Genomic DNA, 20499 nt, shown 5'->3' with positions numbered 1-20499 from the left:
CAGGAGGCAGGGGTTTTGCGCGTTGAGAGGCAGTGCTTCCATTGTATTCCGAATACGCGGAAAGACTGTTGAGGTTGAAATAAACATTGGCCGCATCCCCCTCCCCCTTGTGGGGAGGGGTTAGGGGTGGGGGTAACCCCTGAGAAGACAAACAGCACAACTCTGAACCAGCAGAACCTACGCAGACATGACAGAAACCGCCAAACTCGCCAAAGTCGTCTTTCAACCCAGCGGCCGCCGTGGAACTTTTCCGGTGGGGATGCCCCTGCTCGACGCGGCGCGGTCTCTCGGTGTCTACGTGGAATCGGTGTGCGGCGGGCGGGGTATTTGCGGACGCTGCCAGATTTCGGTCTCCGAGGGCAGCTTCGCCAAGGAGAACCTGACCAGCTCGGCGGATCATCTGGAGGCGGCAACCGAGGCGGAAACCCGCTATGCCACCTTGCGCAGTCTTGCCGCCGGACGAAGGCTGTCCTGCCAGGCGAAGATCCTGGGCGACCTGGTGGTCGATGTCCCGACGGACGCCCAGACCAACCGGCAGGTGGTGCGCAAGCGCGCCGAGGCCAGACATATCGAGCCCGACAGTGCCGTTTCGCTTGTGAGCATCACCATCGCCGAGCCGGACATGGAAACGCCGCGCGGCGACATCGACCGCCTGCGTGAAGCCCTGGCCGACAAGACCGGCCACGCCGGCCTGAATGTCGATCCGGTGCTGCTGCCGCGCGTTCAGGCGCTGCTTCGTGAGGGAAACTGGACGGTCACCGCAGCCCTCCATCAGGATGAAGGGGCGCCACCGACCCTTGTCGCGCTGTGGCCCGGCAGGAAGGAAACCGTATACGGCATTGCCGTCGATATCGGATCCACCACCATTGCCGCCCATCTGTGCGACCTTGAAAACGGCCGCACCGTGTCTTCCGCCGGCACGTCCAACCCGCAGATCCGTTTCGGCGAGGACCTGATGTCGCGGGTGTCCTACGTACAGATGAACCCGTCCAGATTGCCGGATCTCACCAGAGCGGTGCGCGAGGCCGTCAATTCCCTGATCGGCAAGCTGGTCAGCGATGTCGGTGCCGAACGCGCCGACGTGCTCGACGCGACATTTGTCGGCAATCCGGTGATGCATCACCTGTTCCTGGGCATCGACCCGGTGGAACTGGGCGGGGCGCCGTTCGCGCTGGCCGCGTCCGATGCCATGGTGCTCAACGCGCGCGATCTCGAGCTTGAGCTCAATCCCGGTGCCCGGGTCTACATGCTGCCCTGCATCGCCGGCCATGTCGGCGCCGATGCGGCGGCCGCCACCCTTGCCGAAAGCCCCTACAAGCTGGACGAGATCACCTTGCTTGTGGATGTCGGCACCAACGCGGAAATCGTGCTCGGCAGCTCGGAGCGGCTACTGGCGGCCTCCTCGCCGACCGGCCCTGCCTTCGAGGGCGCGGAGATCTCATCCGGCCAGCGCGCTGCACCGGGCGCCATCGAGCGCCTTCGCATCGACAAGGACACGCTCGAGCCGCGCTTCAAGGTGATCGGTGTCGACGAATGGTCGCACGAGGACGGCTTCGCGGAGAAGATCGACAGCGTCGGCGTCACCGGCATCTGCGGGTCCGGCATCATCGAGGCCGTGGCAGAGATGTTTCTTGCCGGCCTGATCACCGAGGACGGTGTCATCGCCGGTGCGATGGCCGCGAGAACCGCTCGGGTCCAGCCCAGTGGCCGGACGTTTTCCTATCTGATCGCAAGCGATCCCGTCGAAATCTCCATCCTGCAGACGGACATCCGGGCAATCCAGCTCGCCAAGGGCGCGCTTTATGCCGGCATCAGGCTGCTGCAGGACAAGCTCGGCACCGACAAGCTTGACAGGATCCGCCTTGCAGGCGCTTTCGGAAGCTATATCGATCCGAAATACGCGATGGTCCTGGGCCTCATTCCCGACTGTCCGCTCGATGGCGTCTCGGGTGTCGGCAATGCCGCCGGGACCGGGGCCCGCATGGCGCTTCTCAACCGGGGTTTCCGGCGGGAGATCGAGCAGACCGTGCGGGACATCGAGAAAATCGAGACCGCGCTGGAGCCGAAGTTCCAGGAACATTTCGTCAACGCCATGGCCCTGCCCAACAAGGTCGACCCGTTCCCCAGTCTCCGGGCCGCGGTCGCGCTGCCGGAGCGCAAGGCCGTTGAGGCGGCCGATGCCGGCGGCGGCGGACGGAGACGCCGCAGGCGCGGATAGGCATTCGGGGCCGTCAGGGATCCCAGAAATACTGCCGGCGCAGGCGCTGCCAGATCTTTTCTCCGACCATACAGTCGTAAGGCGGCCCGAAAGTGATCTGGGCCGGAATGACCGGGGCCGGTCCGACCGGTATCCACCCGCCGATTTCCAGGATCAACTTGCGTCGCACCGCGTCGGGAAACTGCGCCCACTCGACCACCGGCAGGACAAAGCTGGCTGGCCCGCCGGTGACGCAGTGGCGGTAGTAGTCGTCAAGATCGGGAATGTTGAACTGGAAACCGACGCCGCCCCTGGTCATGAGCGGCAGGCCGTTGATGACATGACCGCGCGCGAGCGCCGCGTCACGCTCCAGCGTGACCGGCGTTCCCTGGTTGTTGGGACCGTCCCCCGAGATATCGATGACAAGGCGGGACGCCTTGTAGGGCACATCCGCCAGCAACGCGGAGGCATGCCGGATGGCCCCGGAAATGGACGTGCGGCGCTGGCCGAAGGTCGTGTCCGCCAGAATCCTGTCGGCAAAGGCGCGCGCATCGGGCTGCGTCTCGATGATCGACCAGGGCACGATTTCCCGCGCGTGGTTTTCATTGGCCCATTCGAACATCATCAGCGCGATACGGCCGTTGACCCCCATTCCGATGGCGCGGATCACCTCGGGACTGGAAATCGCCGCCGCATAGCCACGGCGCTGGATCTGCAATTCTTCCGTCGACATCGACCGGGAGACGTCGACTGCGAGCACAAGGGCAACATCCACCTGCTCCTGCGCGACGGCGGGCGGAACGGGCGCCAGGAGCAACGAAACCGCGCCGATAAGGGTCCGGAACCAGGAGTGTCTCCACATGAGGCGAGGATAACCCAATCCTCCCGGACTGCCATCGGCCTGTTTGCAGCACCCGGTAAACCATCTGTGATCGGTTGCCGCAGTGTCCGCTTTCCCTATCGCGGGTGCTTGCCCATCCGCTATAAAGACGCAAAAGCAGACAGTTCAGGGAGTGCTCCATGTCCGACACCGCCGCCAATGACGAGATCCAGAAACCGATGCTGGCCACCCTTCTTCACGAGGGGGTCTACCGGATTGTGATGCAGCGTCCGGACCGGATGAATGCGCTGTCCACGCAGATGATGGCGGCACTTTCCGGGGAACTGGAAGAGGCAGCCGCAAACCCGGACGTGCGCGTCGTTCTGATCGGGGCGGAAGGCAAGGTGTTCTGCGCGGGCCATGACCTCAAGGAACTGACCGCGGCGCGGGCCGAGGCCGATGGCGGGCGCGCGACCTATGAGCGTATCATGCGGCAGTGCTCGGACCTGATGCAGCAGATCGTGCGCCTGCACAAGCCGGTGATCGCCGTGGTCACCGGCGTGGCAACGGCCGCCGGTTGCCAGCTTGTCGCCTCGTGCGACCTTGCCATTGCCACGGACACGGCGACCTTCTGCACGCCGGGGGTCAATATTGGCCTGTTCTGTTCCACGCCAATGGTTGCGCTGTCGCGAAATGTCGCGCCGAAGCAGGCGATGGAAATGCTGCTGACCGGCGAAAGCATCGACGCCTCGACGGCCAAGGACTTCGGCCTGATCAACCGGATCGTGCCGCGGGACTACCTGGAGCAGGTTGTCCAGAAATATGCCGAGGCCATCGCCTCGAAATCCGCCATGACCCTGAAGACCGGCAAGGAAGCCTTCTACCGCCAACTGGAAATGCCGCTGTCGGACGCCTATGACTTCGCGGCCCAGACCATGGTCGACAACATGATGGCGCGGGACGCGGAGGAAGGTATTTCGGCGTTCCTGCAGAAACGCAAGCCGGAGTGGACGGACAGTTGAGACTCTTCGGGAATGGGGTGTCTCCCGTTTCCCGGTGGTTGTTACCGGGACCAGCCGGATGACACAGGCAGGCTATTCCGGACGTCCGTTGGCGGCCAAGATCGGCCTGAAACCCGGCATGGACTGCTGGCGGCACGCGATGCCGGACGATATCGCGGGTCTTCTGGACGCGCAGCAACCCGGTCTCCGGCTCGTCGCCACACCATCGCCCGGCCTGACCTGCGCCCATGTCTTCGTGTCGGACCGGCCGGAACTTGCCAGCCTGCTTGCCACCTTGCGGGAGCTGCTGGCACCCGATGGCATGATCTGGGTGTCCTGGCCGAAAAAATCCAGCAAGGTTCCGACGACTGTCACCGAAGACGTCGTCAGGGACATCTGCCTGCCGATGGGACTGGTGGACGTCAAGGTCTGCGCCGTCGATGCCGTGTGGTCGGGACTGAAACTGGTGATCCGCAAGGAGCTGCGGGAGGCGCAGGCAAGCCGGTTCGGGCCCGACAGATAGGACGGACCAAGCGAACCGGCCGAACCGGCAGACCACCCGGACGTGCCGTCTCGTTTGGACGACCCGTTATTGCCTCGCCCCCCCTTGCGGACCAGCGGGAATTCGCATTGGATAGCGCGGCTTATCGAAGGATCTCCTGCACATGAACCACGACAGCTATTCCGACGCCTATATCAAGGGCATTCTGGACGAGGTCAAAACCGTCGCGATGGTGGGCGCCAGCGCCAATGCCGTGCGGCCGTCCTATTTCGTGCTGAAGTACCTTCTGGCCAAGGGCTACGACGTCTGGCCGGTCAATCCGGGCCAGGCGGGCAAGGAGATCCTCGGGCAAACGGCCTACCCGTCGCTCGGGGACCTTCCCGGCACACCGGACATGATCGACATCTTCCGCAATTCCGAGGCCGCCGGCCAGGTTGTCGATCAGGTGATCGCGAGCGGCCAGTTGCCCAGGGTGATCTGGATGCAGCTGACCGTGCGCCACGACGCCGCGGCCGCACGGGCGGAGGCCGCCGGCATCAAGGTGGTGATGGACCGGTGTCCGAAGATCGAATACGGGCGGCTGTCCGGTGAAATCGGCTGGGCGGGCGTCAATTCCAGAACGCTTTCCTCCAAGCGGCCCAAGCTGAAGACAGGGTTCCAGCGCCGCGGCCTGTCGGAGAGCTGATCCGGCCCCGCACCAGCTTCGCGCAATGCTCTCGCAGCAGATTGGCTTTCGCGTTTTCCTGACCGGTACGCCGAGCCAAACTGTCTGTGCGAAGTGGATGAAATGACCCAGGACCCGACACTGTTTACCGCCATCGAATGGGTGTTGCTGGCAATGGCCGGTCTTGTCTCCCTGATGCTGCTTGCCTTCTTTCACCGCACCGGGCCCGGCTCGCCCTTTTCAGAGCGCGACGAGCGCTGGACAGGACAGGCGACCAACGGAACCTGCCCGGCCGGTCCCCCGAACGGCGCTGATTCCCGCTGCCGCCCCGCAAATGCGGAGGACATGGCGGATTGATGAAAATTTTAAATTCAATTTACGAGATTTTGTTTCCAATTCGTCCCGAATGCGATCGATCCTGTTTGAATTTTCTCCATCGCCTGCCGTTAACCTTTGACCCGTGAATTCGTTGAAGACACGGTTGGAGACCCCATGCTGACAGCACTTGGCGACACCGCCTTTCTCGCCTGGAGTCCCCTGTTCCTGGCAACAGCTCTTCTGTTCGGCGTCTACTTGCGGGCCAGAAGCGGCTTGCCCGCACAGCACAGCGTGTCTTGCGAGACCCGGCGCGCAGGCCGCGCGAATGCCGTCCCGACACGGGAAAAGACATAATCCCTCCAGCCGCCCGAATATGAAAAATCGTTCTTTGACCTGCCCTGCCCCATCGGTCAAACTGGCCGCCAATTCAACAGGGAGGCTCATAAATGAGCGAAAACATTCCGGGTTTTTCAACTCTTGCCATTCATGCCGGTGCAGCGCCCGATCCGTCGACCGGTGCCCGCGCAACGCCGATCTATCAGACAACGTCCTTCGTTTTCGACGACGTCGACCACGCCGCCTCCCTGTTCGGCCTGCAGGCGTTCGGCAACATCTATACCCGTATCACCAACCCGACCACAGCCGTTCTGGAAGAGCGTGTCGCGGCGCTTGAAGGCGGCACGGCCGCGCTGGCTACGGCGTCCGGGCATTCCGCGCAGCTGTTGTGCTTCCATTCCATGATGCAGCCTGGCGACAATATCGTCGCCGCGAACAAGCTCTACGGCGGTTCGATCAACCAGCTCAATCATTCCTTCAAGAGCTTCGGCTGGGGCGTCAAATGGGCCGATCCTGCAGATATTTCCAGTTTTGAAGCCGCGATCGACGACAACACCCGCGCAATCTTCATCGAGAGCCTTGCCAACCCGGGCGGCATCGTCGTCGACATCGAGGCCATTGCCGCCGTCGCCAAGGCCAGGGGCATTCCGCTTGTCGTCGACAACACCATGGCGACGCCTTACCTGTGCCGGCCGTTCGAACACGGCGCCGATATCGTCCTGCACTCGCTGACCAAATTCATGGGCGGCCACGGCAACTCCATGGGGGGCATCATTGTCGACGGCGGCAGCTTCGACTGGTCCGCAAGCGGCAATTATCCGCTGTTGTCAGAGCCGCGCCCGGAATACCAGGGCGTCGTGCTGCACGAGACCTTCGGCAACTTCGCCTTCGCCATCGCCTGCCGGGTGCTCGGCCTGCGCGATCTCGGTCCCGCGATTTCCCCCTTCAACTCCTTCATGATCCTGACAGGCATCGAGACCCTGCCGCTGCGCATGCAACGGCATTCCGACAACGCCAAGAAGGTCGCCCTGCATCTGTCCGGCCATGACAAGGTCAGCTGGGTGTCCTATGCGGCGCTGCCAGAGGACAAACACCATTCCCTTCAGCAGAAATACATGCCGAAGGGAGCCGGCTGTGTCTTCACCTTCGGCCTCGAAGGCGGTTATGAGGCCGGCGTCTCGCTGGTCAGCAAGGTGGACCTGTTCTCGCATCTGGCCAATATCGGCGACACGCGCAGCCTGATCATCCACCCGGCTTCCACCACCCACCGACAGTTGACGGACGAGCAGAAAACAGCCGCCGGAGCCGGTCCCGAAGTGGTCCGTGTCTCGGTCGGTCTGGAGGATGTCGACGACATCATCGCCGATCTGGATCAGGCCTTGTCCGGCTGACATCCCGTAAAATGAGTGTCGAAAGCCCGCCCGAAGGCGGGTTTTCGAATGTCAGGCCCGGATCGGGTATGCGCCTTTCAATACCGCCTGATAGTCCACCGCGGCGGCCAGCACGATCACCGCGAAGCCCTGATGAAGCAATGCGACCGACAGCGGCACCTGCCAGATCAGCGTCAGGATGCCGAGGACGGCCTGCAGCAGGATGAAGCCGGCGATATGGCCCCCTGCGCGCCGCAACTCCTTGCGCTGGCTGACCCGGAAGGTGCCGAAGGCCAGGACAAAGCCGGCGATCATCAGTCCGTACGCTGTCACGCGGTGCTGGAACTGCACCGTCATCACGTTTTCGAAAAAGTTGGCCCAGACAGGCTCCATGACCAGAAGTCCCTTGGGGACGAACTGACCGTCCATGAGCGGCCAGGTGTTGAAGGTCAGTCCGGCATTGAGACCGGCGACCAGACCGCCCAGGAAAATCTGCACGAACACCAGCCCCAGGACCAGCTTGCCGATCCCCTCCAGGCGGTCCTGCTCGAACGGATCGGTCTCCGGCAACGGCGCCAGCCTTCGGGCGATGCGGAACAGGTAGGCGAAGATGATCAACGCGAGCGTCAGATGGACGGCGAGCCGGTACTGGCTGACGTCGACCCTGTCGACCAGGCCGGACGCCACCATCCACCAGCCGACGAAGCCCTGCAGCCCGCCAAGCGCCAGCGCAACCAGAAGACGCGGCTTCAGCCAGGGTTCGATACGTCCGGCAGCCCAGAAAGCGACCATCGGCACGAAGAAGGCCAGTCCGATGAAGCGGCCAAGAAGACGATGTCCCCATTCCCACCAGAAGATGAACTTGAATTCCTCAAGGCTCATGCCCTTGTTGAGGAGCTGGTATTCCGGGATTTGGCGGTATTTCTCGAGCTCTTCTTCCCACTCCGCCTCGCTGAGCGGCGGAATGGCACCATGGATCGGCTTCCACTCCGTGATCGACAGACCGGATTCGGTCAGCCGCGTCGCGCCGCCGACCACGACCATCGCCAGGATCAGCAGGCAGACAGCGTAGAGCCACCAGCGGATCCATGCCCGGCTTTGCCTGATGCGTGCCAGCCTGACGGGCGACACATGGGTGTCTCCGCCGTGTCCGCTTGTCCCTGCCGTCATCGTCCCTCTCTGGCCGCACTGCCCGCATCTTGTTTCAAGGTTCGGAAAGCGGAGATATAGAGACAAATGCCAAACGGCAAGGGCAGGCTTCGCATTTGCGACAATCCGCTCATCATCCGGCGGTCGCCACCGGCAGAGCCATGGAATGCAAAGACGATCGCAAAACGCGCCTGTCACCATTTGGGCACCAGCCGGGGTCGCTCACCCGGCGATGACACCCATACTCAATTCAACGGATCGCCTCATATCCCGCCTTGAGTTTTTTCAGCGCCTCTTCGACCTTGTCCGCGTTCCTGGCGACTTCTTCCACGATGGTTTCGGCATCTTTTTCAGACAGTGCCACACCTGCAGCCTTGAGGGATGCCACCAGATCGAGTGCAGCCTTCTTCTTTTCCACGGCAGTGATCTTGATCGCCGCCGGCACTGCGGTCAGCGCCTTGACCGCGACTGTCGACAAAATCGCCCAGACCATTCTCAGCGCCGTCATCCGGGCATTGAACCCTGATTTCCCGATAGCCCCCAGCAGCGAGCCGGCGAGTTTGATGATTTTCTTGGGATCGCTGACCATGCCTTCGGGAATGTTGCGGGCAACATCGGCACCGAACATGGCCACTGCCGCCTTCGACCCCTTCCAGGCGGCAAAAAGCGCCGCATCGACAATCTTGTCCCACAAGGTTGGCGTGTAGGTTTTCAAAATCGTCCGTGCCGCCAGCACAAGTTTGATCGCGTTGGCCCACTTCGGAAAGCTGTCCTTGTTCTTCGCCGTCCACTCCGCCACCTTCAAACCGGCATCGGCCGCGAAGACCACGGGATTGGCGGAGGCGATGGCAAGGAGAAACTCCATCTCCGCCTCGATCAGCACCTTGGTGGACTGCAGGTTCTTGCCCGCATGTGCAACGCCCGCATAGAGAATGTCGGTGACGAAACCCTCCCGGTTTTGCCGGTAGATCACGCCTTCCTTCGCGGTGGCGGTGTCCGAAGTAAGCTGCTGGTAGGTGATGATCCCGCTGGGCTTCAACTTGCCATCCTGCAGGGTTTCATATTCCAGCGCATGGATGATCTGACGCTTGCCTTCCGGTGCCAGCCAGACATCTCCGGCCTTGGCGACGGCGACCCCGCCCGGCGAAGGCGGATCGATCCATCGCAGGAAACCGCCCGGTCTGGTCGCTGCGATTTCCTTGTCGGTCAGAGCGCGCGGAACCATCGTCGGGCGTCTCGCCGGTTTCGGATCGTCCTCCGGTTTGCCGGACGGTTTGTCATGAGGGTCATCCTCATTCGGGACATCCGGGATGCTCATCCGCTGCCAGACGGACGCGGAAGCCGGATCGTTCAGGGCAATGATGGTGCGCCCGACCGGGTCAACCCGTGAATCGGGCGAACGAAAGCCGACGACGCTGACCTGGAAATCCGCGATCATTCCGCGGGTCTTGCGACCGCTGATTCCATCCGGCACGAGGTTCGGCCGCGAGGCCCCCATCAATTCGTTGAGCCGTGTCTGTATCGCGACCACATCGGGCTTGCCGTTCTTGCCCCATCGGCCCACGGATCCCACTATTCCGATTGAAGAATTGATCATTTTGACACCTTGCATATCGATGAGCGCGGTTGGTCCCGTTCAATCAATGAAACGGGTGCTTGGTACCGGTGGTTTGTTCGCCAGCGGGCGCAGCCTGACTGTTTTCACGGTGACCCGGTATCTGCGCGACCCGTATTTGCCTGGCCTGCGGTGCAGGACGGACCGGCGTGCCGGCCTTGCGAAATCAAAAAGCTGTCGCGTGCGATCAATCATTACTTGCGGCAGACCAGCGGGTCTGTTCGGTTGCCGCGAGAAAAGGAACCAGGTTATAACCGCCACCGGGCATGGCCAGCACCGTGAGAGCCATATAAAAGGCAACACCGCGCACTGTCTGTGATAGCGATCACAAGGACACGGCCATCACGACGAGATCAACGGAACCCCCTTGCAATGGTCCCTTCCTTCAGAAAATTCATCGGCATGGTGCTGCTGGTCGTTTTTGTGGTCGTCTATGCGCTCACCGCCATGGTGATCGGCGACCTGACCCTTCAGCAGTCTTCCACCCTGGTGCGCTTCACCTACTTCGCGATCGCCGGACTGCTGTGGGTCATTCCGGCCGGCGCTATCATCTGGTGGATGGAGAAAAGCGGGAAACGCCGGTCCTGACGCCAAAGCGCATCGCAGCCCAGCGAGCAATGCCGTAGAGGGCGAAAGGCGCGCCGGTGAGATACTGATCAACCACCGACGGGTCCTGAAAACAGCCGTTCAGGGAGACGCGCGGCAGCATCATGGTATCGCGCGCGTTCGACGAATGCAGCACGCCCGGCTGGGTCGTGACGGACGAGGCAAATCCGATTTCACGCAGAATGGCCGCATCACGGGGGCCGGCCGCGTTGGATTTGCCATAAGGATAGGCAAAGTGCTTCGGCCGCCGGCCGAGTTCCGTTTCCAGGCGTTCCATGCCCTTCAAGACATCGGCCCGGGCCGCATCGGCCCGCAGGCGCGCCAGGGCCATGTGATTGTGAGTGTGGGCACCGATGGTCACAAGCGGATCCGAGGCCAGTTGCCTGACCTCGGCCCAGCTCATCATCTGTTCATCGGCCAGCTTCTTGAGGTCCAGACCGTATTGTTCTGCCAGCGACCGGATGATGGCTCGCTGGTCCTGTTCGCTGACGTCATGCATCAAATAATGTGCCAGGTGGTCAAAACACGCGTTTTTCTCATCGACGCTCCGGCAGGGAACGCCGCTCGCCGTGCCGTTCTGCAGGAAGGTGACCTCGTCGTTCCGGGCTATGATCCGCTCCAGAGCAAGCCACCAGAGTTCACTCGTCCGGTCGACCAGTCCGCTGGCGACATAAACCGTGAATGGCGCCGACAGGGCCTTCAGCACCGGATAGGCAATCTCCAGATTGTCCCGGTATCCGTCATCGAAGGTCAGGACGGCATAGCGTTCGGGCTTGCCGTATCCGGATTTCAGAAGATCGATCGCCTCGTCGAGGGCAATGATGTGGTAGCCGTTCGCGCGGATACGCTCCACCGCCTGGCGCAAGAACTCCGGCGTCACCTCAAGATGACAGTTCGGCCGGAAGGGTCCCGAACAGGCAGGCCGGACATTGTGCAGCATGAACACGGCCCCGCAACCGCGTGTAACGGGTGCCAGAAGCGAGCTCAGCCCCGATTTCCGCAGGACGCCGAATGCTCTCGATATTGCTTTTTGCCGATTGCCCATAGGCTGTGACGCTCACTCTAGAGCATTTCGTGTGCGTTCGGGCGACCGCACATGAGATGCTCCATCATTCCAGGATTTATCAACTTCCGGTCGCACATCCGTTTCCGGCTGAGCCTCCGATGATCTAGGTTGAAATGACAGTAAGGCACGGTTTATTTAACAATTCCTGCTACATCGACCAAGACAAGTTCTGACAATACCCAGTGTGCGGGAACGCCTTCGAATGCAAGCTCAAAAAGGTTCGACCGGTTTTCAAGAAGCCAATCAACCTGACCTCGATACAGCTCAATGCGACGGTGCCGCGGCGGAGGCCGCCGGCGTGAAGGTGACGGTGTTTGATCGCTTCGAGGATGCCGGATCCGACTGGCAGCAGTTGAAGGACACGCGGCACAGCAATCCCTACCAGTCCCTTCGCTGGCTCGAGGCGTGGCACGCAACGCTCGGCAGGGACCATGAGATTGTCCCCGCCATCGCCGTCGGCCGGATCGGCCAAAAGACCGTCTTCGTTCTACCGATGGGGATCGTGTCGCGCACGGGTGTGAAAACACTTTCGTTCCTGGGCCATCAGAACGGCAATCAGAACACCGGGTACTGGGATGCCGCGTTTTACGACCGGGTCACCCCAGAGGGGGTCCGGTCGATTCTCGCCGAGATCTGCACCCAGACCGGAGCCGATCTCCTGGCCCTGCAGAATGTTCCGCAAACCTGGCTCGGGCGGCAGCACCCGCTGATACTGGAAAAGGCCCTGCCCAGTCCCAGTCCGGTGTTCACGTGTTCGCTGCCGCCGGACTTCGACACGCTGTTCGAACAGACCCACAGCAAGTCCTCGCGCCGGAACCTGCTGCGCAAGCAACGACGCCTGGAAGCCGCCGACGGTTTCCGCGTGGTCAGGGCCGAAACTCCGGAAGAGCTGGAGCGTGGTGTTCACGCGTTTCTGGAGCAGCGTTCCAGGCGGACGGTGGCCGCCGGAGTACCAAACGTCTTTTCCGGGACCGGAGGGCGGGATTTCATCGAGCGCCTTGTCGGCCTGTCCGCCGGCGAAACGCACCCCGACAGCCGATTGCTGGAGCTTTGGTATCTGGAAGCCAGCGGTGCCATCCGGTCGACCTATCTGTGCGTGGAACACGCCGGCGTGCTCCATTCCTACAGCACCAGCATTGCCCATGACGACATGCTCCAGAACAGTCCCGGCATCGTCCTGATCAAGGAAATCATCCGGTATGCCTGTTCAGCACCGCATCTGGAGGTCCTGGATCTCGGTCTGGGGGAAGAACGCTACAAGAAGGAGTGGGCTGAGCCTGTCGCCCTTGCCGACAGCCTGCTTGCAATCACCTGGAAAGGGGCCTTGAAAGAACAGCTGGTGTCGGCCCTCACAAGAGCCAGGACCGCGGTGCGCAGCTCCAGACTGATGTGGTCACTTGTGCGCCGGTTCCGAAAATGGAAAGCCGCTCACGACGGGGCCGCGGGTCAACCGCGTTCCTAGGCCGCATGCCCGTCGCCATTCCGGCGTGGCCCCGGTCCCGTGCCGGCTGAACTGACGACCTCGACCCTTGCTCCGGTATTGTGGGCAAGCAGGTTGGCGGCGCTTTGGAGTTCGTGGCTCTGGTCGGGCGCGCTGGCGGCAATCAGGACACGATCGGCGAAACTCAGCATGCGGGCGCTCGCCAGCGTGCCGTCGATGGCCCCGAGGTCGACGACGACGACGTCATACGTCGACCTGATCGCTTCCAGAGCCAGTTTGAACCTGTCCGAATCGACCATCGCATCCGTTATGGCCACACGGCCTGCTTCGATAATGTGCGCCTTCGAGCCGGCATCCCGGTAGACGACCTTGGCGAAGGCAGCGTTGCCGGCGACAATGTCGGAGAACCCTTCGGCTGCTTTTGCATCGGACTTTTCGGGAAAGACTTCCATGATCAGTGCCGACTTGCCGCGTCGGGCTTCCCTGCGCACCAGGTCGAAGGCGAGATCGTGGGACAGCCCGTCGTCGTCCACGCTCAATACGACAACGCGGCCACTGACATCGACATCGTCGGCAGAGGTCGGCTCCAGCGGCACATCGCGGGCGCCTGCACGCGGCGGCACGACACCGGCCGTTCCGGCGTTTTCCGGGCGGGCTGCCTCTCCCTTGCTGCTCGCGGTGCGTCCGGCATCGGCATCGAGCCCGGACTGCGGCTGTGCCCGCGCCCCTCGCCGCGACCGGGCAACGGGTACGTCTTTCGGCTCCGAATCGTTTTCGCCGGCCCGGGTGTATGAGGCAGGTGCGCCGGCCCAGTTGCCGGGTTCCATCCGGTAGCTTGACACCGGCTGGCCATAGCCTTGCCCCCAACCGCCCGTGCCGTCGGTTGTCGCCCCCTGACGGCGAGGCGGCGCATCGGCGGCCGGCCGGTTGCTTTCGACCGGCGATTCGCGCATCGCATAAAGGGCATTGCCGCTGAGAAACTCACGCATCAGCACGAAGGCGCAGCCCAGGATGAGTGTGACCAGCGCCGCGATAACGGTGCTGGCGATGATCTTCGGAGATGCCGGTTCAGCGGGGACACTCGCGCGCGAGATGATCCGCGCATCGGCGGGCAGCACCTGGGCCCGCAGCCTGGAATCGGCTTCCTGGAAGCTCAACAGAAGCTGATCGAGCTGCGCCGCCTTGGCATTCGCCTCCCGTTCCAGTTCGGTAAGTCGTGCCTGGTCGGCATTGGATTTGGCAGCGGCCGTCTTCAGTTCCTCCAAGCGCGCGCCCATTGCACTGGCGCGCTGATCGGCGACCTTGGCATCGTTCTCCAACCCCTGCAGCACCTTGCGGGCCTCGGCCCGGATCTGCCTGTCATAGTCGCGAAGCTGCGATTGCAGGGATTTCAGTTGCGGGTGACCGGGCAGCAGCGTGATGGACAGTTCGGCAATGTTCGACTGGAGTTCGACCTGACGCTCCCTGAGGCGCTGGATCAGCGTTGAGCTCAGAACGTCGCTGGCGGTGTCGAGCGATGCGCCGGAATTGAGCAATTCCCGAATAAGGTCCGCCTTGGCCTGCGCTTCGGCCTTGGCGGCCTCGGCCGCCGAATAGGCCGTGCTGATTTCCGCCAGTTGCTGCTGGTTGAGCGGAATGTTGCCCGCCCCGATCAGAAGATCCGCCCGGGCCCTGAAATCGGACACGGCCTTGCGGGCCGCCTGCACTTCCTTGCGCAATTCAATGATCTGCGGCTCGAGCGCGGCGGAAGCAAGTTCGGTCGTCTCCCGTTTCGCGCTCGACTGGACCGCGAGATACTCGTCGACAATCGTGTTGGCCACCCTGGCGGCCAGAACCGGGCTTTCCGAAAGGTAATCCACCGCGATCACGCGGGACCCTTCCAGACGGAAGACCTTCAGGTTCTTGTAGAAATGCTTGAGAACACGTTCCTCTTCGCTGTTTCCGGCCTCATCGCCCTTCAGACCGATGGCAGAAAACAGCCAGGAGACCGGATTGCCGCCGCCCCTGGCGTCAAATTCGGGAATCGCCGCCAGATTGAGCTTGGTGGCGACGCGCCGGGCCAGATCCGCGGACATCAGCAACTGAACCTGGCTGGCCACGCCTTCGCTGTCGAGAAGCGCCCTCTCCTCTTCCTGGCCGCGGGACGCGCCGGAGAAATTGTCGGTGCTCTCGATCAGGACACGGGACTCGCCCTGGTACTTCGGCGCCACCAGCTGCAGACCCAGAAACACTGCGGCAGCGACGAACAGCGTCAGGGGCAGCAGCCAGCCAAGCGCCCGGGCCATCGCCCGCAGCAGGCCCGCCAGGTCCAGTGCCATATCGTCGTCGGAATGTGTCTGCCGCGCAGCATTCATTGTCTGTAACTCCAAGGTACCGGCAAACTATGTCCAATTATGGTAAGCGATCAGTTAAGCCGGATTCAATTGATCCGATGCATCTGTTAATTAACTCATGCGCAGTTTTGACAGGTCCTGCGAACGGTCAAAAACACTCTTCACCGTCGATTAACCATAAGGCGCGATGCTGTCCGGGAATTGTAGGAGAGTCATTGATGCGAACGAGAGCGCTTGCTGTTCTGGGCCTTTGCCTGGGCCTTGCTGCTTGCAGTGGGTACAGACAACCGCCGACAGCATTTCACGAAACGCTGACGCAGCCTTACCGTCTGGATTCCAGCGACAAACTGCGCATTATCGTGTTTGGCCAGGACGACCTGTCCAACACTTATGTGATTGATCAGGCTGGATATATTTCCTTCCCTCTGGTCGGAAGCGTTGCCGCGCGCGGCAAGACCCAACAGGGTCTGGCCGGGGAAATCGGCGCCAAGCTGCGCCAAGGCTACATCCGTGATCCGGACGTCTCCGTAGAGGTCGACACCTATCGTCCGGTGTTCGTGATGGGCGAAGTGCAAAATGCAGGCCAGTACAGTTACGTCGCCGGCATGACTGTCCAGAATGCCATCGCCACCGCCGGCGGATTCAGCTCTCGCGCCCAGCAGACGGACGTCGACATCACGCGTCAGCTCAACGGTGAAGTTCTAAACGGTCGTGTGCCCATTTCGGACCCTCTGCGGCCGGGAGACACGATTTACGTCCGCGAACGCTATTTTTAAGAGGCGCGCCGGATTAACCGCAGACTCACCTCCCTTTGCTAGGGTGCAGTATCAAGGCCCAACCGGTTCGAAAAGAAACCCGGGGGCGGTAACAGGGATACTGCGCCATGACAACGACTCCCATGAGGATCGTGCATTGTGTTCGCTCGCCTATCGGCGGAATTTTCCGCCATATCCGCGATCTGGCAACCAGCCAGGCGGCAGCGGGACATGATGTCGGACTGATTTGCGACAGCAGCACGGGCAGTGCTTTTGACAACCAGCTTCTGGAAGAGCTCAGGCCGAAGCTCGCGCTCGGCCTCGCGCGGTTCCCGATGCAACGTCAGCTGACGATCAAGGACATGTCCGCGACCCTGTCCCTCTACAGGCATATCCGGGACCTGAAAGCCGACGTTCTGCATGGGCATGGCGCCAAGGGCGGTGCCTATGTCCGCCTGATCGGCAGCTTTCTTGCCATGCGCGGCCAGAAGATCGCCCGCGTTTACTGCCCGCACGGCGGCAGTCTGCATTACGATCCCAATCGCCTCGAAGGACGGGTCTACCACGCGCTCGAACGGCTGATGGGCCGCCTTACGGACGGCCTGGTGTTCGTCTCCGACTACGAAGCGTCCGCCTATGAAAGCAAGATCGGCCTGCCCCGGGCGAAATCGCGCATTGTCTATAACGGACTTCTTCCCGAGGAATTCGCCCCCGTCGAGGTCCCGGACAATGCGGCCGATTTTCTCTATATCGGCATGCTCCGCGACCTGAAGGGGCCCGATCTCTTCATCGAGGCCCTCTACAACATCCGCCTGAAAAACGGCGAGGCACCCAAGGCGCATATCGTCGGCGAAGGTCCGGAAGAGGACCGTTACCGCAACATGGTCACCAGGCTCGGCCTTGAGCGCGCGGTGACCTTTCACGGCGCCCTGCCCGCCCGTGAAGCCTTCAAGCTCGCGAAAACGGTTGTTATCCCGTCGCGTGCGGAGGCCATGCCCTACATCATTCTGGAGACGGTCGCCGCAGAGCGCCCGCTGATCGCGACCCGCGTCGGCGGCATCCCCGAGATCTTCGGCCGCTATGCCCACAGGCTGGTCGACCCCGGGCACATCGGCAAGCTGACCACCGCCATGGAAGCGGCCATCGAAGACCCGGCGAAAATGACCAAAGAGGCCGGGGAACTGCGCGGCTGCCTGGCCGAGACCTTCTCCGTCGATCTGATGAACGACCGGATCACCACCTTGTACCAGGACATCAAGGGCATCCTGCCGGCCGACGGCGCGGTGCCTGTAGCCACGGACAGCGCGTCCGCCGCGTCACGCGCCCAGGCGGTTTATGCAAGATCGAGCAACCGATGATGAGCGATCCCGCTTTCAAGCCGACCGACCCTGTTGACCCGCCCCCCACTGCAGGCGGGTCCGGCCTGGTCCATAGACTGGAAAAACACTACCGTCACACCGTTCACGGCGTGTCCGGACCGGCGAATATCGAGTTGCTGTCAGCGGCGGGGTCCGGCCTGACCGCCGAAGCGACCGAAATCGCACGCGGTCTCGGCGGCAAGGGCATTTCCATACCCGTTCTGGCCGGCGCGGTCCGCCTGACGGATATCGTGCTGATTGCGGGCACCGCGCTGGCGGCTGCCTTCACCAGCCCCGAGGCGGCCGGATTCGGCGTCTCGAATCTTTTCGCGACGGCAGCCGCCATCCTGTTCGCACTCGCCTTCTTTCAGGCAGCGGACGTCTATCAGGTCCCTGTCATGCGTCAGGGTATTTCACAACTCGGACGGGTCGCGGCCGGCTGGACGCTGGTTTTCGCCATGTTCGCCGTGCTCCGCTCGACCACCGGAATAGGGTCTGCCCTGTCCGATGCCTGGATCGGAGCGTGGTACGCTCTCGCCCTGACCGGCTTCTGCCTGTCGCGGATCGTCGTCTACCGGCGGGTGCGTCACTGGATGAGTTCCGGGCGGCTTGAGCGGCGCGCGATCATCGTCGGCGGCGGCACTGCCGCCCAGGAACTGATCCACGACCTTGAAGCGCAGGCGGACAACGACATCCGGATCTGCGGCATTTTCGACGACCGGTCCAACGACCGGTCGCCTCCGGTTGTCGCGGGCTATCCGAAGCTGGGCAACATCAGCGCTCTGGTCGAATTCGCCCGCCTGGCACGGATCGACATGCTGATCGTGTGCATTCCGCTGCGTGCCGAGAAGCGGGTCCTGGAACTCTTGCAGAAACTCTGGATCCTGCCGGTGGACATCCGCCTGTCCGCCCATACCGACAAGGTCCGGTTCCGCAACCGGGGTGCGAGTTTCATCGGCACGGTGCCGTTTGTCGACGTCGTCGAAAAACCGATCGCCGACTGGGACATGGTCGCGAAGCGGATCTTCGATCTGGTGTTCGCATCGGCGGCGATCGTCGCCCTGTTCCCGGTCATGATCGCGACGGCTGCCGCGATCAGGCTTGACAGCAAGGGCCCGGTCCTGTTCCGCCAGAAGCGGTACGGCTTCAACAACGAGATCATCGAGGTCCTCAAGTTCCGCTCGATGTACACGGAGATGGCGGATCCGGATGCACGCAAGGTGGTGACCAAAGGCGACTCCCGTGTCACACGGGTCGGCCGGTTCATCCGCAAGACATCGATCGACGAATTGCCACAGCTCTTCAACGTTCTGGGGGGCAGCCTGTCGCTGGTCGGGCCGCGCCCGCATGCGGTCAACGCTCACACCGACGACAAAACCTGGGACGATGTGGTCGACGGCTATTTCGCGCGCCACAAGGTCAAGCCGGGCGTGACCGGCTGGGCCCAGATCAACGGCTGGCGCGGCGAAGTCGACACGCCTGAAAAGATCCAGAAACGGGTCGAGTGCGACGTCTACTACATCGAGAACTGGTCGATCCTGTTCGACCTGAGGATCCTGCTGCTGACGCCGCTCTGCCTGCTCAACACGGAGAACGCCTATTGAGCCTCGCGGCCGCCCCTTTCGGCGGCGCGCCGGCCGCGCGCCCGCACTTCGGCCTGCCGGCAAGAAGCCTGGGCAATGGCGGCCTGTGGATTGCGGTCTTTCTGTCGGGGTTCGTGATCGAGGAGCCCGCGCCCTATGAACTCTACATGGCGCTGCTCACGGTTGTCTGGCTTGCCTGCGGGCTGAGACTGCGCCGTGAATTCGGTCCCCTGATCATCTGCCTGATGCTCTACGTCGCCGGCGGTGTCGCCTCTGTTCCGATGGCGCGGGAGATGGGCGATGCGATCATGTACATCGCCATCTCCGGCTTTCTGGCGGTCACCGCCATCTTCTACGCCGCAATCATCGCGGACGACCCGACGAGGTGCCGCGTCATACAGAACGGCTACACGGTCAGTGCCGTTCTGGTGGCCGCCATCGGCATTGCCGGATATTTCAAGCTGTTTCCGGGCGCGGAATATTTCACCCTGTACGACCGGGCCCGCGGCACGTTTCAGGACCCGAACGTGTTCGGTCCGTTTCTCGTGTTGCCGACCGTTCTGCTGATCCGGAAACTGCTGACCGACAGCGTGCTCAGAAACCTGCATCTGCTGGTGCCGCTGGCCATTCTGCTCCTGGCGATCTTCCTGAGCTTTTCGAGGGGGGCCTGGGGCGCCCTGTTCGCCTCGGTCCTGCTGGTCTATTTCCTCGCGCTTGTTGGCGAGCACAGCGGCGCGCGCAAGGCACGGCTGGTGTTTCTGGGAATTTTCGGCGTTCTCGCCGTCTTCGCACTTGTCGCCGCCGCCCTGTCGATCGACACGGTGGCCGACATGTTCGAGCAGCGCGCCAGGCTGGTGCAGGAGTATGACGGCGCCCGGCTCGGACGGTTCGCCCGCTACGCGCTCGGCTTCGAACTGGTGATGGAGTATCCTCTCGGTCTCGGACCGCTTGAATTCAACAAGTTCTTCCCGGAAGACGAGCACAATGTCTACCTGAAAGGGTTCACGACCTATGGCTGGCTCGGCGGCACCGTCTACATCCTGATGGCGGTGTGGACCCTGTGCGCGATGGTGCCGCTTCTGTTCCGCGCCCGCCCGTGGACCGGGTTCACGCAATGCATCTTTGCAGTCTTCGCCGCGCACCTGGTCCTGTCGGTTGTCATCGATACGGACCACTGGCGGCACATGTACATGCTCTATGGCCTTGCCTGGGGCCTGATTGCCGCGGAAAAGCTCGGCCGGAGCCGCACAACGGGACAGCACAACGACCCCTTGCGCGCTTGAGCAATCCGGCACCAGCGAACCGCCTCTGAAAGCAGTCCCTTCATAGCCGGACCGGCCCTCAACAAGTCGCTTGCACTCGCCTTGCGAACAAGTTAGGTAGGG

The 20499-nt window shown here is 62.4% G+C and carries 18 protein-coding genes; 13 read left to right on the top strand and 5 right to left on the bottom strand.

Annotation, left to right across the window (positions count from 1 at the left end; translation table 11 throughout):
* The first annotated feature begins 187 nt into the window (after positions 1–187).
* Complete coding sequence (locus WNZ15_RS16655; protein ID WP_342894118.1) at positions 188–2218, top strand: ASKHA domain-containing protein; 2031 nt, start codon at positions 188–190, stop codon at positions 2216–2218.
* A 13-nt stretch (positions 2219–2231) separates the two neighbouring features.
* Here WNZ15_RS16655 and WNZ15_RS16650 read toward each other — a convergent pair whose 3' ends face one another.
* A complete protein-coding gene (locus WNZ15_RS16650; protein ID WP_342894117.1) occupies positions 2232–3059 on the bottom strand; it encodes a DUF1194 domain-containing protein in 828 nt (275 codons plus the stop codon).
* 158 nt (positions 3060–3217) lie between these two features.
* On the opposite strand from WNZ15_RS16650, the gene WNZ15_RS16645 reads away from it, so the two are divergent.
* From WNZ15_RS16645 to WNZ15_RS16620, 6 genes are all read left to right on the top strand, one after another.
* Positions 3218–4039 (top strand): enoyl-CoA hydratase, encoded by an 822-nt coding sequence (locus WNZ15_RS16645; protein ID WP_342894116.1) that lies wholly within the window; start codon positions 3218–3220, stop codon positions 4037–4039.
* A gap of 58 nt (positions 4040–4097) precedes the next feature.
* Positions 4098–4541, top strand: a complete 444-nt coding sequence (locus WNZ15_RS16640) for a hypothetical protein (protein ID WP_342894115.1) — start codon at positions 4098–4100, stop codon at positions 4539–4541.
* A 142-nt stretch (positions 4542–4683) separates the two neighbouring features.
* Positions 4684–5205 (top strand): CoA-binding protein, encoded by a 522-nt coding sequence (locus WNZ15_RS16635; protein WP_342894114.1) that lies wholly within the window; start codon positions 4684–4686, stop codon positions 5203–5205.
* A gap of 102 nt (positions 5206–5307) precedes the next feature.
* The gene (locus WNZ15_RS16630; RefSeq protein ID WP_342894113.1) at positions 5308–5541 is read left to right on the top strand and encodes a hypothetical protein; all 234 of its coding nucleotides are present in this window, start codon (positions 5308–5310) and stop codon (positions 5539–5541) included.
* Between the two features lie 135 nt (positions 5542–5676).
* Positions 5677–5856, top strand: a complete 180-nt coding sequence (locus WNZ15_RS16625) for a hypothetical protein (protein WP_342894112.1) — start codon at positions 5677–5679, stop codon at positions 5854–5856.
* 92 nt (positions 5857–5948) lie between these two features.
* Complete coding sequence (locus WNZ15_RS16620) at positions 5949–7229, top strand: O-acetylhomoserine aminocarboxypropyltransferase (RefSeq protein WP_342894111.1); 1281 nt, start codon at positions 5949–5951, stop codon at positions 7227–7229.
* Between the two features lie 51 nt (positions 7230–7280).
* Here the strand turns inward: WNZ15_RS16620 and WNZ15_RS16615 are convergent, their stop codons facing one another.
* Complete coding sequence (locus WNZ15_RS16615) at positions 7281–8378, bottom strand: COX15/CtaA family protein (protein WP_342894110.1); 1098 nt, start codon at positions 8376–8378, stop codon at positions 7281–7283.
* A 229-nt stretch (positions 8379–8607) separates the two neighbouring features.
* Positions 8608–9954, bottom strand: a complete 1347-nt coding sequence (locus WNZ15_RS16610) for a hypothetical protein (RefSeq protein ID WP_342894109.1) — start codon at positions 9952–9954, stop codon at positions 8608–8610.
* A gap of 390 nt (positions 9955–10344) precedes the next feature.
* Here WNZ15_RS16610 and WNZ15_RS16605 point away from each other — a divergent pair, with 390 nt between their 5' ends.
* The gene (locus tag WNZ15_RS16605; RefSeq protein ID WP_342894108.1) at positions 10345–10560 is read left to right on the top strand and encodes a DUF2842 domain-containing protein; all 216 of its coding nucleotides are present in this window, start codon (positions 10345–10347) and stop codon (positions 10558–10560) included.
* On the opposite strand, the gene WNZ15_RS16600 is transcribed toward WNZ15_RS16605, so the two are convergent.
* Positions 10520–11518: a polysaccharide deacetylase family protein gene (locus WNZ15_RS16600; protein ID WP_342894107.1), complete on the bottom strand. Its 999-nt coding sequence runs from the start codon at positions 11516–11518 to the stop codon at positions 10520–10522. The genes WNZ15_RS16605 and WNZ15_RS16600 overlap by 41 nt on opposite strands.
* A 328-nt stretch (positions 11519–11846) precedes the next feature.
* Here WNZ15_RS16600 and WNZ15_RS16595 point away from each other — a divergent pair, with 328 nt between their 5' ends.
* Entirely contained in the window at positions 11847–13106 is a 1260-nt protein-coding gene (locus WNZ15_RS16595; RefSeq protein WP_342894106.1) for a GNAT family N-acetyltransferase, read from the top strand.
* Here WNZ15_RS16595 and WNZ15_RS16590 read toward each other — a convergent pair.
* Positions 13103–15439 (bottom strand): GNVR domain-containing protein, encoded by a 2337-nt coding sequence (locus WNZ15_RS16590; RefSeq protein WP_342894105.1) that lies wholly within the window; start codon positions 15437–15439, stop codon positions 13103–13105. The genes WNZ15_RS16595 and WNZ15_RS16590 overlap by 4 nt on opposite strands.
* 197 nt (positions 15440–15636) lie before the next feature.
* Here WNZ15_RS16590 and WNZ15_RS16585 point away from each other — a divergent pair, with 197 nt between their 5' ends.
* From WNZ15_RS16585 to WNZ15_RS16570, 4 genes are all read left to right on the top strand, one after another.
* The gene (locus tag WNZ15_RS16585) at positions 15637–16194 is read left to right on the top strand and encodes a polysaccharide biosynthesis/export family protein (RefSeq protein ID WP_342894104.1); all 558 of its coding nucleotides are present in this window, start codon (positions 15637–15639) and stop codon (positions 16192–16194) included.
* A 107-nt stretch (positions 16195–16301) separates the two neighbouring features.
* Positions 16302–17531 carry a glycosyltransferase family 4 protein gene (locus tag WNZ15_RS16580; RefSeq protein ID WP_342894103.1) on the top strand — a complete coding sequence of 410 codons (1230 nt, stop codon included), beginning with the start codon at positions 16302–16304 and terminating at the stop codon, positions 17529–17531.
* The gene (locus tag WNZ15_RS16575) at positions 17528–19135 is read left to right on the top strand and encodes an undecaprenyl-phosphate glucose phosphotransferase (RefSeq protein WP_342894102.1); all 1608 of its coding nucleotides are present in this window, start codon (positions 17528–17530) and stop codon (positions 19133–19135) included. The genes WNZ15_RS16580 and WNZ15_RS16575 overlap by 4 nt, the downstream gene beginning before the upstream one ends.
* Entirely contained in the window at positions 19132–20397 is a 1266-nt protein-coding gene (locus tag WNZ15_RS16570; RefSeq protein ID WP_342894101.1) for an O-antigen ligase family protein, read from the top strand. The genes WNZ15_RS16575 and WNZ15_RS16570 overlap by 4 nt, the downstream gene beginning before the upstream one ends.
* Positions 20398–20499: the final 102 nt, after the last annotated feature.

The sequence above is a fragment of the Roseibium sp. AS2 genome (genome assembly GCF_038900065.1).
In the GTDB taxonomy this organism is placed as follows: domain Bacteria; phylum Pseudomonadota; class Alphaproteobacteria; order Rhizobiales; family Stappiaceae; genus Roseibium.
Note: the sequence above shows the minus strand (reverse complement) of the source record. Positions and strands in the feature narration are given on the sequence as shown.

What these genes read in the sequence shown, in the direction of transcription:
- WNZ15_RS16655 (WP_342894118.1), top strand. Translation starts at nt 188, where the DNA reads ATGACAGAAACCGCCAAACTCGCCAAAGTCGTCTTTCAACCCAGCGGC.
- WNZ15_RS16650 (WP_342894117.1), bottom strand. Translation starts at nt 3,059, where the DNA reads ATGTGGAGACACTCCTGGTTCCGGACCCTTATCGGCGCGGTTTCGTTG.
- WNZ15_RS16645 (WP_342894116.1), top strand. Translation starts at nt 3,218, where the DNA reads ATGTCCGACACCGCCGCCAATGACGAGATCCAGAAACCGATGCTGGCC.
- WNZ15_RS16640 (WP_342894115.1), top strand. Translation starts at nt 4,098, where the DNA reads ATGACACAGGCAGGCTATTCCGGACGTCCGTTGGCGGCCAAGATCGGC.
- WNZ15_RS16635 (WP_342894114.1), top strand. Translation starts at nt 4,684, where the DNA reads ATGAACCACGACAGCTATTCCGACGCCTATATCAAGGGCATTCTGGAC.
- WNZ15_RS16630 (WP_342894113.1), top strand. Translation starts at nt 5,308, where the DNA reads ATGACCCAGGACCCGACACTGTTTACCGCCATCGAATGGGTGTTGCTG.
- WNZ15_RS16625 (WP_342894112.1), top strand. Translation starts at nt 5,677, where the DNA reads ATGCTGACAGCACTTGGCGACACCGCCTTTCTCGCCTGGAGTCCCCTG.
- WNZ15_RS16620 (WP_342894111.1), top strand. Translation starts at nt 5,949, where the DNA reads ATGAGCGAAAACATTCCGGGTTTTTCAACTCTTGCCATTCATGCCGGT.
- WNZ15_RS16615 (WP_342894110.1), bottom strand. Translation starts at nt 8,378, where the DNA reads ATGACGGCAGGGACAAGCGGACACGGCGGAGACACCCATGTGTCGCCC.
- WNZ15_RS16610 (WP_342894109.1), bottom strand. Translation starts at nt 9,954, where the DNA reads ATGATCAATTCTTCAATCGGAATAGTGGGATCCGTGGGCCGATGGGGC.
- WNZ15_RS16605 (WP_342894108.1), top strand. Translation starts at nt 10,345, where the DNA reads ATGGTCCCTTCCTTCAGAAAATTCATCGGCATGGTGCTGCTGGTCGTT.
- WNZ15_RS16600 (WP_342894107.1), bottom strand. Translation starts at nt 11,518, where the DNA reads ATGCTGCACAATGTCCGGCCTGCCTGTTCGGGACCCTTCCGGCCGAAC.
- WNZ15_RS16595 (WP_342894106.1), top strand. Translation starts at nt 11,847, where the DNA reads ATGCAAGCTCAAAAAGGTTCGACCGGTTTTCAAGAAGCCAATCAACCT.
- WNZ15_RS16590 (WP_342894105.1), bottom strand. Translation starts at nt 15,439, where the DNA reads ATGAATGCTGCGCGGCAGACACATTCCGACGACGATATGGCACTGGAC.
- WNZ15_RS16585 (WP_342894104.1), top strand. Translation starts at nt 15,637, where the DNA reads ATGCGAACGAGAGCGCTTGCTGTTCTGGGCCTTTGCCTGGGCCTTGCT.
- WNZ15_RS16580 (WP_342894103.1), top strand. Translation starts at nt 16,302, where the DNA reads ATGACAACGACTCCCATGAGGATCGTGCATTGTGTTCGCTCGCCTATC.
- WNZ15_RS16575 (WP_342894102.1), top strand. Translation starts at nt 17,528, where the DNA reads ATGATGAGCGATCCCGCTTTCAAGCCGACCGACCCTGTTGACCCGCCC.